Source organism: Mycobacterium sp., from assembly GCF_019243155.1.
Classification (GTDB): domain Bacteria; phylum Actinomycetota; class Actinomycetes; order Mycobacteriales; family Mycobacteriaceae; genus Mycobacterium.
This window is the reverse complement of sequence record NZ_JAFAUS010000304.1, coordinates 1-15982: the sequence shown is the minus strand read 5'-3', so window position 1 is coordinate 15982 and position 15982 is coordinate 1. Positions and strand designations below refer to the sequence as shown.

9 protein-coding genes are annotated in these 15982 nt (G+C 67.8%); 3 read left to right on the top strand and 6 right to left on the bottom strand.

Annotation, left to right across the window (positions count from 1 at the left end; genetic code table 11):
* Both JOZ00_RS15280 and JOZ00_RS15275 read left to right on the top strand, forming a co-directional pair.
* Positions 1–2319, top strand: a 2319-nt coding sequence (locus JOZ00_RS15280; RefSeq protein ID WP_293344927.1) for a thioesterase domain-containing protein, incomplete at its 5' end; no start/stop codon positions are given.
* 11 nt (positions 2320–2330) lie between these two features.
* Complete coding sequence (locus tag JOZ00_RS15275; RefSeq protein WP_293344931.1) at positions 2331–3902, top strand: acyl-CoA carboxylase subunit beta; 1572 nt, start codon at positions 2331–2333, stop codon at positions 3900–3902.
* Positions 3903–3906: 4 nt separating this feature from the next.
* On the opposite strand, the gene JOZ00_RS15270 is transcribed toward JOZ00_RS15275, so the two are convergent.
* The 6 genes from JOZ00_RS15270 to JOZ00_RS15245 form a co-directional block, all read right to left on the bottom strand.
* Entirely contained in the window at positions 3907–4392 is a 486-nt protein-coding gene (locus tag JOZ00_RS15270; RefSeq protein ID WP_293344925.1) for a polyketide cyclase, read from the bottom strand.
* Between the two features lie 69 nt (positions 4393–4461).
* Positions 4462–6234 carry an acyl-CoA dehydrogenase family protein gene (locus tag JOZ00_RS15265; protein ID WP_293344923.1) on the bottom strand — a complete coding sequence of 591 codons (1773 nt, stop codon included), beginning with the start codon at positions 6232–6234 and terminating at the stop codon, positions 4462–4464.
* Positions 6235–6264: 30 nt separating this feature from the next.
* A complete protein-coding gene (locus JOZ00_RS15260) occupies positions 6265–7116 on the bottom strand; it encodes a Crp/Fnr family transcriptional regulator (protein WP_366022331.1) in 852 nt (283 codons plus the stop codon).
* Positions 7117–7352: 236 nt separating this feature from the next.
* Positions 7353–7859, bottom strand: coding sequence for a hypothetical protein (locus tag JOZ00_RS15255; protein ID WP_293344921.1), 507 nt, complete (start codon positions 7857–7859; stop codon positions 7353–7355).
* Positions 7860–8028: 169 nt separating this feature from the next.
* A complete protein-coding gene (locus JOZ00_RS15250; protein WP_293344919.1) occupies positions 8029–11265 on the bottom strand; it encodes an arabinosyltransferase domain-containing protein in 3237 nt (1078 codons plus the stop codon).
* Positions 11262–14588 (bottom strand): arabinosyltransferase domain-containing protein, encoded by a 3327-nt coding sequence (locus JOZ00_RS15245; protein WP_293344917.1) that lies wholly within the window; start codon positions 14586–14588, stop codon positions 11262–11264. The genes JOZ00_RS15250 and JOZ00_RS15245 overlap by 4 nt, the downstream gene beginning before the upstream one ends.
* 268 nt (positions 14589–14856) lie before the next feature.
* Between JOZ00_RS15245 and JOZ00_RS15240 the strand changes: the two genes are divergently transcribed.
* Entirely contained in the window at positions 14857–15969 is a 1113-nt protein-coding gene (locus tag JOZ00_RS15240) for a BTAD domain-containing putative transcriptional regulator (RefSeq protein WP_293344915.1), read from the top strand.
* The last annotated feature ends 13 nt before the right edge of the window (positions 15970–15982 follow it).

Below are 15982 nucleotides of genomic sequence, written 5' to 3'. Positions count from 1 at the left end.
GCCGCGGGTCTGCATGACGCCCAACTGATCGCGACGCTGGCCCGCAAGCAGGACGACGTCGAGTCGATGATTTCGGCCATGGCCCAGCTCTACGTCTACGGCCACGACCTCGACATCCGGACGCTGTTCAGCCGCGCGCAGGGCCCCGAGGATTACGCGAACATCCCGCCGACCCGGTTCAAGCGCAAAGAGCACTGGCTCGACGTGCACTTCTCCGGCGACGGCTCGGTCATCATGCCGGGGACCCATGTCGCGCTGCCGGACGGCAGGCACGTCTGGGAGTACGCGCCGCGCAACGGTTCGACGGACCTGGCCGCGCTGGTGAAATCGGCTGCCACGCAAGTACTTCCGGATGCCCAGCTGGCGGCGTCCGAGCAGCGCGCGGTGCCCGGCGCCGGCGCACGGCTGGTGACGACGATGACCCGGCATCCGGGCGGTGCGTCGATTCAGGTGCACGCCCGCATCGACGAGTCGTTCACCCTGGTCTACGACGCGCTGGTGGCCCGGGCCGGTCAGACCGTGGCGGCGTTGCCGACCGCGGTGGGCGCGGGTGCCACGATCGCGGCGGCCCCGGTGACGGTTGCCCAGCCCGACGCCCCCGCGGCGCCGGTCGAGGTGACCGACGCCGAAACGCTGTCGGACAGTCTGACCAACCGCTACCTGCCGAGCAGTGTGGGCCGTTGGTCACCGGATTCCGGCGAGACCATCGCCGAACGGCTCGGCATGATCGTCTCGGCGGCCATGGGTTACGAGCCTGAGGATCTGCCATGGGAGGTGCCGCTGATCGAGCTGGGCCTCGACTCACTGATGGCGGTGCGGATCAAGAACCGCGTCGAATACGACTTCGACCTGCCGCCCATTCAGCTGACCGCGGTCCGCGACGCCAACCTCTACAACGTGGAGAAGCTGATCGAGTACGCGATCGAGCACCGCGACGAGGTCGAGCAGCTGGCCGAGTACCAGAAGACGCAGACCGCTGAGGAGATCGCCAAGGCGCAAGCGGAGATGGTCAGCGGCGCCACGCCCAGCTCGGTGACCGCACCTGCACCGGACCCCCAAGCCGAGCCGGAAACCCAAGCGCCCGCGCACGTTTCGGACACGCCGGTTCCCCCGCCGCCGACCGACCCGTCGGGTCCCGGTCAGACCAACGGGAAGCCGAACCTGACCGGTGCCGCCGAGGCGCTCAACCAGCAGGCGGTGGCCAAGGCGCTCAACTCCGACGTACCGCCGCGCGACGCCGCGGAGCGGGTCACCTTCGCCACCTGGGCGATCGTCACGGGCAAGTCGCCGGGCGGCATCTTCAACCCGCTGCCCAAGCTCGACGACGACACCGCGGCCAAGATGGCGCGCCGCCTCTCCGAGCGTGCCGAGGGGCCGATCAGCGCCGAGGACGTGCTGACGTCGGAGAACATCGAGGCGCTGGCCGAGAAGCTGCGCAACTACTTCGAGGCCGGCCAGATCGACGGGTTCGTCCGCACTTTGCGGCCGCGGCCCGAGGGGCCCAAGGAAGCGTCGCGGGTGCCGGTGTTCGTGTTCCACCCGGCCGGCGGGTCGACGGTGGTGTACGAGCCGTTGCTCAGCCGGCTGCCGTCCGACACCCCGATGTACGGCCTGGAACGGGTCGAAGGCTCCATCGAGGAGCGCGCGGCGGCCTACGTGCCCAAGCTGATCGAGATGCAGGGCGACGGGCCCTACATCCTGGCCGGCTGGTCGCTGGGCGGGGTGCTGGCCTACGCGTGCGCGATCGGCCTCAAGCGGCTGGGCAAGGACGTCCGCTGGGTGGGCCTGATCGACGCGGTGCGCGCCGGTGAGGAAGTCCCGCAGACCAAGGAAGAGGTCCGCAAGCGCTGGGACCGCTACGCCCGGTTCGCCGAGAAGACGTTCAACGTCACCATCCCGGAGATCCCGTACGAGCAGCTCGAGGAGCTTGACGACGAGGGCCAGATACGCTTTGTGCTCGACGCCGTCAGCCAGAGCGGTGTGCAGATCCCGGCCGGGATCATCGAGCACCAGCGCACGTCGTACCTGGACAACCGGGCCATCGACACCGCTCAGATCGAGCCGTACGACGGGCATGTCACGCTCTACATGGCCGATCGCTACCATGACGACGCGATCATGTTCGAGCCTCGGTACGCCGTTCGGCAACCGGATGGCGGCTGGGGCAAGTACGTGGCCGACCTAGAGGTGGTGCCGATCGGTGGCGAGCACATCCAGGCCATCGACGAGCCGATCATCGCCAAGGTCGGTGCACACATGACCGAGGCGCTCGACGGCATCGAGGCGGGGCGCCCCCGGACGAGTGAGGTAGGCAAGTAGTGACGGAGACCGTGCCGGCTTCAGGGCAGACCAACCCACACACGACGGCCGAGAAGCTGGCAGAGCTCCACGCCCGCCTGGAGCTTGCCAAAGAGCCCGGTGGTGAGAAGGCCGTCGCCAAGCGCGACAAGAAGGGCATCCCGAGCGCCCGCGCCCGCATCTACGCGCTGGTCGATCCCGGCACCTTCATGGAGACCGGGGCGCTGGCCAAGACGCCGAACGACCCGAACGCGCTGTACGGCGACGGGTGCGTCACCGGCCACGCGATGATCGACGGACGGCCGGTCGGCGTGTTCTCCCACGACCAGACGGTCTTCCAGGGCACGGTCGGCGAGATGTTCGGCCGCAAGGTGGCCCGGCTGATGGAGTGGTGCGCGATGGTCGGGTGCCCGATCATCGGAATCCAGGACTCCGGCGGCGCCCGGATTCAGGACGCGGTCACCTCACTGGCGTGGTACGCCGAGTTGGGCCGCCGCCAGGAGTCGCTCTCCGGGCTGGTGCCGCGGATCTCCCTGATTTTCGGAAAGTGCGCCGGCGGGGCGGTGTACGTGCCGATCCAGGACGACCTGCTCGTCTCCGTGCGCGACCAGGGCTACTTCTTCGTCACCGGGCCCGACGTGATCCGGGAAGTCACCGGCGAAGAGGTCAGCCTGGACGAGCTCGGCGGCTCCGACGCCCAGGCCGGCTACGGCAACATTCACCAGGTCGTCGACTCCGAGGCAGCCGCGTTCCAGTACGTCCGGGACTACCTGTCGTTCCTGCCGTCAAACGTCTTCTCCCAGGCGCCGATCGTCAACCCCGGCCTGGAGCCGGAGATCACTCCGACTGACCTGGAACTCGACACGATCGTGCCGGACTCCGACAACATGGCCTACGACATGCACGAGATCCTGCTGCGCATCTTCGACGACGGCGACTTCTTGGACGTCGCCGCGCAGCACGGGCCGGCCATCATCACCGGATACGCGCGCGTCGACGGCCACCCCGTGGGGGTGGTCGCCAACCAGCCCATGTACATGTCCGGGTCGATCGACAACGAGGCTTCCGACAAGGCGGCGCGGTTTATCCGGTTCTGCGACTCGTTCAACATCCCGCTCGTCTTCGTGGTGGATACCCCCGGCTTCCTGCCGGGCGCCGAGGAGGAGAAGAGGGGCATCATCAAGCGCGGTGGGCGCTTCCTCTACTCCGTGGTCGAGGCTGACGTGCCGAAGGTGACGATCACCGTCCGCAAGTCCTATGGGGGTGCCTACGCCGTGATGGGGTCGCGGCAGTTGACCGCCGACTTCAACTTCGCCTGGCCCACCGCGCGCATCGCGGTGATCGGCGCTGAGGGCGCCGCGCAGCTGCTGATGAAGCGCTTCCCCGACCCGACCACGCCCGAGGCGCAGCAGATCAAGAAGGACTTCATCGAGGGATACAACCTCAACATGGCGATCCCGTGGACCGCCGCCGAGCGTGGGTTCATCGACTCGGTCATCGACCCACACGAGACTCGGCTACTGCTCCGCAAATCGCTGCGTCTGTTGCGGGACAAGCAACTGTATTTCCGCACCGCCCGCAAGCATGGCCTGATCCCGATTTAGGCACTCAGCCCCGCGGGTAGCCCCGGCGGACCGTTCGGTCGAGGATGCCCAGAGTCGCGCGCAGGGCGGTTTCGGAGATCACCGGGAAGATCCCGGCCTCCCGCCATGTCGGGTCGATTTCCGACCAGTCGTAGAACGACGTCACGACGGTGCCGGTCCCGTCGTCGGTCGGCTTCAGCTGGTAGCCGTACACGTGACCGATCTGCGGGCGGAGCTGCCCGAGGACGGTCCACGAAATCAGCTGATCGGGCTCAAAGTCCTTGATACTGACCGTGACATCGTATTTGCCCAGCTGCGGGTAATCGTTGAGCGCTTCGCGATCCATGTGCACGACGAAGCTGTCACCGGCGGCGCTGACCGGAGCGCCGTCGGCGTCCTGCAGCATTCCGGAGGAGTCGATGGCGACGTGGCCCTGCGGGTCGCACAACACGGCGAAGACATCGGCCGGGGATGCGGAGATGGTGCGTTCGATCTCGATGCGTTCGGTCATGGCTCCCTCGCCTCCGGCGTCGACTTGGACGGCACTCAGCCTACGACGCCCGGCGGCACTGCTAAGTCGCTATGTCGCCAGCGCGCCGTCGACGAGTTCGTCGAACCGCTCCAATGCCTCGTCGGAGTCGGTATCGATGCCGCGCAGCGGCCCGCGATCGGCGAGATAGCGCTGTGCGTAGAGGCGGGCGACCAGCGTCTTGCGGTCGCCGCCGCAGGTGGCTCGCTCCCAAGCGGCCTGTTCTGTGAGCAGCGCCGCCCCATACACATCGCCCATGAATTGGGCCAGCGGGAACAGCCGCGCCTCAGCGACCTCCCTGTCGAGCTTGGTCCAAGCGGTGATCGCCGCGTCGAGGTCCTCGATGCGCCCGGCGACCAGGCGGGTGGTCTCGTCGTCGTCGGAGACCGACACGGCATCGCGCAGCCGGGCCAGCAGCGTCTCGTGGGCGCGGGTCTGCTCGATGCCGCGCCGCACGTCCAGGCACAGGATGTTGTCGGGCCCCTCCCAGATGGTATTCACCTGCGCGTCCCGCAAAAGCCTTGCCACCGGCCAGTTTTCGATATAACCGTTGCCGCCGTGGATCTCGATCGCGTCGGAGGCCGCGGTGATTCCGAGCCGGCACACCTTCAGTTTGGTGACCGGCACGGCGATGCGTTGCCGCATCCCGCGCGGCTGCCGGTGATTGGTGGCGCCGGTGCCGTCGAACACCAGCGCCATCGCGCCTTCGACGTCGACGATCATCTCGGCGAGCTTGCGCCGCATCAGCGGCTTGTCGACCAGTGCCCCGCCGAAGGCCCGGCGCTGCCGGGCGTAGCACAGCGACTCGACGAGCGCACGCCGCGCGTTGCCGAGCCCGAACAGGGCGATGCCCAGGCGCGCGGCGTTGGTCAGCTCCATCATGCGCCCGAGTCCCTTGCCGTCGGACGGGCCGGAGTCGGAGGCGGGCTCACCGGAGAGCAAAAACGCTTCGGCGTCAACGAATTCCACCTCGCCGGAGGCGACCGAGCGGGTGCCGAGCTTGTCCTTTAGGCGGCGCACCCGCACGCCGTTGCGCGAACCGTCGCGGCGGGTGCGCAGCACCAGGAAGTTGGCGACGCCGCGGCTCGAGTCCGGGGCGCCTTCGGGTTTGGCCAACACGACAAACGCCTGGCCGGCGCAGTTGGAGGCAAACCACTTGAAGCCGTTGAGAATCCACGAATCGCCGCTTGGGGTCGCGGTCGTCTCGAGCGCCCCGAGGTCGGAGCCGCCGGTGCGCTCGGTGAGCAGCTGCGCCGTCTCGCCCGCCCACTCGCCGGAGGCGAATTTGGCCAGCACGTGCTCGCGCACGTCGGCCGGCGCGTAGGCGGCCACCAACGACTGGACCATGCCGCCGCCGGTGCCAAGCACACAGCCCATCCCGATGTCGGCCTGGTTGAGCAGATAGTTCGACGCGAACATCGTCAGCGACGAGCTGATTTTCGCCGCGCGCGCCTCGGTGCGCAGTGCCTGCTGCGCGTCCAGGACCGCCCGCTTGGACTGCGTGAACGACGTCGGCATGATCACCTGGCTGACGTCGTGCCCCCACCGGTCGTAGCGCTCCAGCCGCGGCGGGTTGCGGTCCGTCTCGTCGGCCCAGCGCGCCACCGGTCCGCCCATCAGCTCACCGATCCGCGTCAGGTGCCGCTCGGCGAGTTCCATCTCCTCGGGCTGCAGGTAGTAGGCCATGGTGGACTGCAGCGTGGGATCGGTGCGATACCAGTTGAGCCCTACGGCCCCGCGGTAGTTGTCCGTCTCGTAGCGCTGCGACTTCTCTTCGGTGGAGAACGGCAGCCGGTCCACCGCCTCCGGGGCGTAGTCGCTCATGGCTGAGACGCTACGCGCCCAACTCGGTGCTCAGGCGCTCGCGCGGAGCGGGCGTTTTCGGCGATTCGGGGCGGGTCCACCAGCACCGGCACCGGCGCGGCGGGTCAGCGCCTCGACGTGCAGGATCAGCACGCTTCTGCCCTCCACGACGATCCACCCGCGGGTCGCGAAGCCGCGCAGCGCCTTATTCACCGTTACCCGGTCGGCCCCTACGAGTTGGGCCATCTCGTCCTGGCTGAGCTCGTGCACGACCCGCAACGCGTCGCCCTCACGCGTGCCGAATCGTCTTGCCAGCACCAACAACTGGCGAGCCACCCGGGCGGCCACGTCGCTGGAAACCAACTCGACCAGTTCGTCGTCGGTATCGCGCAGCCGCCGGGACAGGACTTGCAGCAGCCGCTCGGTGATTGCCGGCTCGCACGCCATCCAACCGCGCAGCGCGGCGCGGTCCAACCACATCGTTCGCACGTGGTTGATCGCTGTGGCGGTGCAGGTCCGGGGGCCGGGGTCAAAGACGGCCAGTTCGCCGAAGATGTCCGTGGGCCCCATGATCGCCCGCAGGTTGGTGCGGTCGGCGGGGCCGCGAAGGGTGAGTTTCACCCTGCCGGCGATGACGAAGTAGACCCGATCGCCCGGATCGCCCTGGTTGAAAATGATTTGGCCCGAACGGAATTCGGCTGGATGCAGCTGCTTGATCAAAGCCGTTGCGGCGCTTGGCTCGACGCATTGCAGGATGTCGGTCCGGGCCAGGACCTGATCCGCGTCGTCGGGTGCGGTCGTCACAAATCCCTCCTCGGCACCGTGCTGGTCACGCGGATACAGCCCGATCATGCCGTTGGCCACCGACAAGAAAGCCTGGCGCCGGTCGTCTTTAGTCCCCACATCGCAACATTCGGCCCAAGCTTTCGGATAGGGGCAGAAGTCCCGATCGGTCAGGGCGTTCGGCCTCGGGCTCCACGAGAGCCGTGACACCAGCGGGCGCACCTGAGGACATTCCGATGAAACGTTTGACGATCAATGGGATTTGCTGCTTTCGAACTGCTGCGCAACCTTAACTCTTCGACGTTGCGGAGAAGCCCATCAACGTCGACTATCCGACCGACTAAGACAAAGCGGATCTATACGGGAGCCACAAACTCGGACGTATAGAACTCGGCCGGACTCTGCGAATTCGGGTTCCGCTGTTCGACAATCACCCAGACCCCCGTGGTGCCCGACCGAATGGTGTCTTGAACGGTCGCATTGCCGCTGCCCGTGGCGTCGGTGTCCAAACCGGTGAAGGCGGTGCCCGGATCCCCGGGGCCGCAGTTGGCCGACGACGGCCGCGGTTCCTGGATCAGCCCGACGTCGAAATGGGTGCCGGGTTCGGGTTCGTCCACCAGATGCACGTCAGCGACCGCCATCGAGCCGGACCGGCGAACGGTGGCCGAGCCGGTGGCGAGCATCGGATGCGGCACCTTCACCGCGGTGCTCACCAGGCTGAAATCGCACCGGCGAAGTTTGGCGTCGAGGACGACGATGGTGCCGTTCTCGGCGGCCGCGCCGGGAATTCCCAAGGTCGCCGCCGGACAGACCAGCGCCGCGATCGCCGTCGTGCACGCCCCCAAGCGTGTAAGAGTGCGCATCGGGCCCCCACTTTGTCCGACTGTGAACCGGATCACAGCGGGATATGTATTGACCCGCGCACGCGAAATTAAACACGCGCTCGCAAATTACTCAAACGTAAATTCAGCGCCGTTATTCGACCTTTGCTGAATTACTTCATCGACCATTTATTAACGATCATGAAAACGTTTAAGGCTTGATCCGTATCTGCCCGGGCGACCACCATCCGGTGCGGGTCGCGGTACTCAGGTCGAGTTCTGCGGGATGGGCGTCGGCAATCGTGTCGAACTTGCGCAGCGAGCCCCAGTCACGACCCCAGTCGCGGGACAGATAGGTGGACATCACATGCGCACGCAGCAGCAGGTCGGTAATGCCCAGCAGGCCGCCGTTGACGCCGTCCTGCCAGGTGTCGGTGTCCTGCTTCTTGGCGTTGTAGTCCGGGGTGATGCGGAACTTCGGGATCTCGGTGACGCCGTTGACGTGCAGCATCGGCTGCTGACACGGGAAGGCCAGCCCGACGGCCCAGTCCAGGAGCACCGGCTGCCTCGAGCCGATGTACTCCTGCAGCGAGCGCACCTCCGGCACCCGCGGTGGGGTCAGCGCGATCCAGTCGTCCGGTGTCAGGGACAGGTCCTCGGCCACCACCCGCACCGCGACCGCGTCGTCCGGGATCTGCGAGCGGGGAAAGCGCAGGTTCCGCCACACCTTGGGTTGCTCCCCGTACAGGTCGTAGGGCACCAGGCGACCGCCGGGCACGAGGTCGCCGCCGGGCCCGGACCTGCCGAATTCCAGCACGACGGTCTGGCCTTCGGTGTGGTGGTGCAGCACGCTGTTGCCGGTGATCGTGCCCGCCGCGGTGACCACCACGAGGGGATGGCCGGGGTCCGGCTTCGGCAGCTGGTACCACGCCGAGGTGAGCCTGCTCTGCTGTTGCGCGCCGGTTGTGAAGCTGCCGGCCAGCGGAACCTGAGCGGGGTTCAGGCCGTAGGGCAGCGGCACCGTCGATCCGTTGATGCCCGGCGTCGTCAGCCTGAGCGGCGCATCCCAGTCGTAGTCGGTGCCGGGCTGTGGCACCGACGTCTCCTTGACCGACTCGGCCAGGGTGCGGTCCGGCACACCGTTGGGGGTGAACCCGGTCGGGTTGACACCGCCCAGCGCGCCCAACGCGCCGTAGTTGCCCGGGAAAGGCGGCATGAAGCCGGCGTTGCTGTCCGGCTCGACGAGGATGTCGTCGGCCAGCCCGCAGCCTCCGGAGAACTCCCGCAGGTTGTCCCAGGCGTTGGAGTAGGTCGGGTACTGACGAACGATGCCGGCCACCATCGACGCCACGAACACCAGCGCCATGAATCCGGCCGCCAGCGGGACGGGTGCAGCGGTCAACGCCCGCGCCAGCCGTCCTTCGCCATGGCCCCTCGATGCGAAGTGCAAGTACGCCGCGTACAGCGCGACGAGCACAAACAGCGCGAAAAAAATTGTGCTGATTGTGATTCCGTCGATTTTCGGCATGCTGCTGTTGAACGGGACGCCGTAACTGGACACATACCACCAACCGTTGGTGGTGGCGAAACAGAGCGCCAAGATGAACAACACCGCCGCCAGGAACGCCATCCGGTTGCGCGACGAGCGCAGCACCTCATGCGACACCAGCACGGTCGCCAGCGCGGCCATCGCCGCGCCCACCGCGGCGAACAACCCGAAGTGGTGCACCCACTTGGTCGGGGTGAACATCAGGAAGAACATGGTGCCGAAGATGACACCCATCAGTCGCCACGCCGGACCGCGCGCCACACCGGGAACTCGCTTGCGCCGCAACATGATGAACATCGCGGTGAACAGACACAACGCGGTGATCAGGAAGCCGAACCGGCGCGACGCCGAACCGTCGACGGTGGGCAGGATCAGGTAGTAGTAGCGCAGGTTCTCGGTGTACCACGCCTGGCTGGGACCGATCGCGGTGCGAATCCTGGTGGCTTCCAACACCGTTGACAACGTCTGGTCGGCGAACACCACGGTCAGGATGACGAACCCGGCCGCCAGCATCGGGGCCACCAGCGGCCAGGTGCCGACCAGGCGATGGCGCTTCACCAGAATCCGCAGGATCGGGCGGCCACCGGCGACCAGTGCGGCGACGGCGATCAGGCCGGTGGGCTGGATGCCGAGCGTGAACGCGGCGGCGACCACCGCGAGCGCCGCCGGTGTCAGGCGGCTGTAGCGCATCGAACGCTCGATCAGCACGTAGGTGATCAGCGAGCCGACGGCGATCTGGCCCTCCGGGCGCAGGCCGTTGTCGAACGGCATCCACGCGGCCAGCAGCACCATGCCCGCCGCCCAGTTCGCCGCCTTGCTTCCCGCCACGGCGGGCCCCAGTCGGGGCAGCACCTCACGCGACAGGAGCAGCCAGCACACCAGCCCGGCGACCAGGTCCGGCAACCGCATCCACAAGCTGGCGTCGGTGACCTTGGTCATCAGCGCCAGCAGGTTGTAGTACCAGCCGAACGGGTCTTCGGGGCTGCCGAACCAGCGGAAGTAGTTGGACATGTAGCCGGCGGGACCGGCGACGCGGGCCATGCCCAGGATGTAGCCGTCGTCCGACGAGTTCGCCCCGATCACGTGCCAGAGCAAGAAGCCGAAGATCACCGTGGCGTCGGCCAACGTGAAGGTGCGCCAGTTCGCCGGGATCAGCCGGCGCATCCGGTGACCGTCCAGCTGGTCGAGGCGCCACAGCGCGACGAGCGAGACGATGGTGGACACGATCGCCAGCACCATCGCGACCAGTTTCAGGGTCGTCGGTGTGGTGGAGAACCGGGTGTCGATCGTCGCCGAGAGCTTCAGGCCCGGCGGGGCCGGACCGGTCAGATCCGTGAACACCCCGACGATCTGCGGGCGCAGGTTGGGATCGGGGAAGCCCCCGCGTACCGGCTTGCCCGCCGGATCGGTCAGCCCGACGAAGGTGGCGTAGGCGCCGGATTTAGTTGAGGTGATCTCGATGCTGGAACATCCGGCGGCGCCTGCGGCTCCTTCCGCCTGATCCCGCGGCACGCTGGCGATCACCACGTTGCGGTCGGTGACGTCGACGCGCTTGCTGTTGGCCACGACGAACAGCCCGTTGAGCGCGGCGTCCTTGCCCTTCTTGGGCGCCGTGCTCAGCACCACTCCGCCCTCGGGCGGCAGGGCGCGCACGACGGAACAGGGCACGGTTACCGTCACGTCGACCGGCGTCAGCGAAATCAGCGGCGCCGTAACGCTGTTCAGTTGGCCGTTCTGCGGCCAGTTCAGCGTCGCGGTGGTCTGCACGACGGGCAGCAGTGGCGTCGCGACCGACAGGACGAAACCGATCAACCCGGCGATCGTCGCGACCCAACGCGTCACGCGAACGTCATCGCGGGTACGGCCGAGCTCTCGTGTTTCCTCGTGGACGACGGTCATGGCAGTGCCCGAATCGGTCCTTGTCGGCTCCAGCCGTACACGGTCATCACACCCTGTTCGATGACGGCATTGGGCGCCAGATCACTGGGCACCAACGGGTAATACTGCTCGACCGATCCCCAGTCGCGATACCAGTCGCCGCGCAGATACGTCGAGACGGTCGAGGTGCGCAGCATCGCCTGGGTGATCAGGAACGGACCGCCGGCCTCGCTGGCCTGCCACCCGTTCGACGACGCCGCCGTCTGCTTGTGGTCGGGCAGGATGCGGTACTGCGGAAGTTGGGCGACGCCAAGGTGTTGGGAGAACGGCTGCTGGCACGGGAAGTTTGCGGCCGTCGCGATGTCCATCAGCACGGGGGTGTGCGATCCCATCAACTGCTGCAGGGTCTGCAGCACCGGGACGCGCGGCGGTGTGAACGCGAACCACTGCTCTGAGCTCAGGTTGGGGTCGTAGGCGACGATGCGTGCCACGTTGGCTTCCGGCGGCGCCCAGGTCAGCGGAAACCGCAGATTGCGCCAGGCCGGCTCGGGGCCGATGTCGATCGGATACACCTCCGCGAGCGGCTGGGTGGTGCCGTCGGGGCGGGCAACGCCCCACTGCAGTTTCAGCTGCTGCCCGTAGGTGAAGTTGCCGTCCTCCTTGTAGGACCAGATGGCGCCGGTGGCGGAGATCACCACGATGGGCCGATCGGGGGTGCGGGGCGGCAATTGGTACCACGCCGAGGTCGCCGTGGCGGCCAGCGAGTTCTCACCGTAGCTGCCCATCACCGGTGTGCGGGCCGGGTCGAGGCCGAACGGCAGCGCGGCGTGCGACCCGTTCATCCCGACGGGGCCCTTCCCGCCGGCCGTGCCCGCGGAGTCGCTCATCGACGCGTTGGGCTTGTTGGGGGACGCGTCGGAGTTCACCACGCCCGGCTTGGTCACCACCGGGTACGACCTCAGGTCGTCGCCCACGCCGTCGGGCTTGAAGCCGACGGGGTTGGTGCCGCCGAGCGGGCCGTCGGGGCCGAAGGTCTGTCCCGGCGCGGGCTGCAACATGCCGGCGTTGGGGTCGGGCTCGGTCAGCACGTCGTCCGCCATGGCACAGCTGCTGGGCGACAGCCCGGAGGCCAGCGCGGCCAGGTTGGCCTTGCCGGTGGTGTAGAGCGGATAGCGGAACACCGCGCCCTTGGCCAGGGAGCCGACTTCGCCGAGCACCATGATGGTCGCGACCACCAGCAGCGGCGTCGACGCCAGCACGCGGTTGCGCCGGTTGTCCTTGACCTCGGTGTGGCCGGCGTAGTCCATGCGGAAGTGCTGCCAGGCGGCCAGCAGGCCGGTGATGATCGAGAGCGTCAGGAACATCGACGTCACCGGGTGGCTGGCGATGACGGGCTGGATGTCCCACCACGGCACCCCGTAGTTGCCGACGTAGAACCAGCCGTTGATGCCGGACGTGGCCCACGCCAGCACGAACAGCAGCGCCGTCACGTACAGCGTCAGGTTGCGACGGTTGTGCAGGCCGATCCGGGCGCAGGCGAACGCGGTGACTGCACCCAGCGCGCCGGCCAACCCGGCGAACGCTCCGAATTGGACCGCCCACTTCGTGGGTGTGAACGTCAGCAGCAACAGGCCGATCGCGGTGGTGCCGAGCAACCGCCACACCGGGCCGCTGGCCAGCCCGGGCACCCGGCCGCGGCGCAGCACGATGACCAGCATCCCGAACAGACACAACAGCAGCAACAGCACCGCGAATCGCCGCGCCATCGACCCGTCGGGGTTCGACTCGACGGTAAGGAAGTAGTAGCGCAGCCAGTCCTGGTACCAGGCGATCGTCGGCCCGACCTTGTACTTGATGCGCCACGATTCGGCGGCCGTGGCTAGCGTCTGACTGCGAAACATCACGACGGTGATCAGCGAAAACGACGCCGCCAGCACGGCCAGGGGCGCCAGCAGGCCGTCGGTGGCCTGTCGGCGCCGGATGATCTGCGCGACGGCCCGAGCCCCGGTCAGCAGCGCGGCGACGGCGATCAGGCCCTGCGGCGCCAGCGTCGTGGTCAGCAACGCCACGAGGATCGCGACGGCGGCAGGGGCCAGTCGTTGCAGCGCGATCGCGCGTTCCACCAACATCCAGGTGACCAGCACACCCAGGGCGATCAGCGGCTCAGGCCGCAGCCCGTTGTTGAACGGCAACCACGCCGCGACGAACACCGCGGCCGCGGTGAAGACCGCGATCCGGTTCGCCGCCAGGCCGCCCCGGCCCGGTCCCAGCCGGCGCAGCACCCAGTGGCTGATGATGAGCCAGCACGCGATCCCGGCCAGAGTGGCGGGCAACCGCATCCAGATGCCCGCGGTGCTCACCGACGCCATCTTGGCCAGCACCCCGAGGTACCAGTCGAACGGGGCGTCCGTCGTACCGAAGTAGCGGTAGTAGTCGGGGAGGTAGCCGGCCTTGGGAGCCACGCGAGCGATGGTCAGGTTGTAGCCGTCGTCGGACGAGGTGGCGCCGATGATGTGCCAGAGCAACAGTGTCGCGATCACTCCGGCATCCGCGATCCACGTCGCGGCCCCGACGCGCCACCACGTGGCCCGCGGCGCGCGGGGGCGGTACCTGGACAGCCACGCGATCGGGGATCGCCAGTTGATCAGCGTGGCGCCGCCACGGCTGCGGCTGTCCAGCGCCGCCATCGCGATGATGGCCGTCAGAACGGCCAGGGCGCCCAGGATCATCGCGATCGTTTTGATGGTCGAGGGCGACAGGATGAACCGGGTGTCGACGTCGATGCGGGCCGACAGCCCCGGTTGAGCGGGCACCTTCAAATCGGTGAAGATCCCGCCGACCTGAGGCTTCTTATCCGTCGAGAGCGATCCGGCAGCGCCGGGGATGCCGACGAAGTCGGCACCGGTGGTGTGCGCGTCGGCCCAGGCGTGCAGCACGGTGCACGAGCCGGCGGCGACGGCCGAGCGCTGGGCCACGGCCGCGACCGAGTCGCGGAACGCGACCACGATCGTGTCCTTGTTGGCACGCACGAAGAGCCCGTTCTTCCCGGCGTCCACGCCGCCGGTCGGCAGGGTCGAAACAACCAGTCCGCCGTCGGGAGGCAGGGTCGCCATCGCCGAACAGGGGATGGAGACGTCCAGCGCCCGCGGCGCCCCGGACACCAGAGGTGCGGTGATCTGTGTGACGTGCCCGTCGGCCGTCCCCTGCGGCCACAGCACGGTGGCCGTGGTCTGTTTCACCGGAAGCAGCGGGACGATCGCACACAGCAGCACTCCCACGATCCCCGCGACGGCAGCCACCGACCGGGGGATCCGCTGCGATCGCTCATTACCGTCGTGGGGCACGAGGCTCGATCGTAAGCGACGGCGCTTTGTCCTTGGAGGACGCGGGGCCGCGTAGCGCTGACCTGGCGGGCCCGGCCTCCGCCGGCCGGAGCGGCTTACGACGACCCGGTAACAAAACGCGCAACCCACCTCGCCAAAGCTGCTGCCGAGGCCGTCATGCGTACAAAATGGATTCATGGCCGTCCGTAAATGGCCGTCCGAATCCAGGAAGTCGGACAGCGCGACAAAAACCACAGGTCTCGGGTTTGGCGTCTTGGGACCGTTGTTGATGACTGCCAACGGCACGTCGGTGCCGTTGGGAGCGCCCAAGCAGCGGGCGGTGCTGGCCATGCTCCTGATCAGCCGCAACCGGCCGGTGTCGGTCGACGCGCTGATCGACGCGGTCTGGGAATCCGATCCGGTGCCGGCGGCGCGCACCAGCATCCAGTCCTATGTCTCCACGCTGCGCCGGCTGCTGCGCGGCGCCGCCGGTGATCCGTACGCGGTGCTCGCAAGTGCGCCGCCGGGCTATCAACTCAGCGTTTCCGACGCCGACTGCGACGTCGGCCGTTTCCGCACCGCGAAGGCGGCGGGGGTCCGTGCCGCCGGCGAGGGCCAGTTCGAGGAGGCCAGCAGCCACTTGTCAGCCGCCCTGGCGGAATGGCGGGGACCGGTTCTTGACGATTTGCGAAACTTCGCCTTTGTCAACGCATTTGCCGCGCGGTTGCTCGAAGACAGGATGGTGGTCCACACCGCCCGCGCCGAAGCCGAGATCGCCTGCGGACGCGCCGACGGCGTGATCGGTGAGCTGGAAGCGCTCACCGCGCGCGATCCCTATCGCGAGCCGCTGTGGGCGCAGCTGATCACCGCCTATTACGTCACCGAACGCCAGTCCGACGCCCTGGGCGCCTACCGTCGGCTGAAGACGGCCCTGGCCGACGGGCTGGGCATCGACCCGGGCCCGACGATCAACGCGCTGCACGAGCGCATCCTGCGCCAGGAGCCCGTGAGCGCGAAACTGCCCCGCGCCCGACGGCGCAACGGGGCCCCGATGCCGAGCACCCACAGGCAGAGCATCGTCGGGGAATCGGCCACGGCATTGGCGACCGAGCCCGTGGTCGCTCAGCTGCGCGATAAGGCCGGTCGGCTTTTTCCGCTGAACGGCGTGACCACCCGAATCGGGCGTCTGGACGACAACGACCTCGTCGTCGACGACACCGAGGTCAGCCGGCATCACGCCGTAATCGTGGACACCGGAACGGGTTTCATGATCACCGACGTGCGGTCGACCAATGGTGTCGAGGTGCAGGGGCAGCGCATTGCGCCCAGCGCCACCCTGACCGACGGGGACCACATCCTGATCGGCAACTCCGAGTTCGTCTTCGAAGTCCTCTCGGCCTGAAAGCTATCCGCTC

Bases quoted from the DNA above. Each gene is read 5' to 3' on its own strand.
- JOZ00_RS15270 (WP_293344925.1), bottom strand. From the start codon at position 4,392: ATGACCGAACGCATCGAGATCGAACGCACCATCTCCGCATCCCCGGCC.
- JOZ00_RS15265 (WP_293344923.1), bottom strand. From the start codon at position 6,234: ATGAGCGACTACGCCCCGGAGGCGGTGGACCGGCTGCCGTTCTCCACC.
- JOZ00_RS15255 (WP_293344921.1), bottom strand. From the start codon at position 7,859: ATGCGCACTCTTACACGCTTGGGGGCGTGCACGACGGCGATCGCGGCG.
- JOZ00_RS15250 (WP_293344919.1), bottom strand. From the start codon at position 11,265: ATGACCGTCGTCCACGAGGAAACACGAGAGCTCGGCCGTACCCGCGAT.
- JOZ00_RS15240 (WP_293344915.1), top strand. From the start codon at position 14,857: ATGACTGCCAACGGCACGTCGGTGCCGTTGGGAGCGCCCAAGCAGCGG.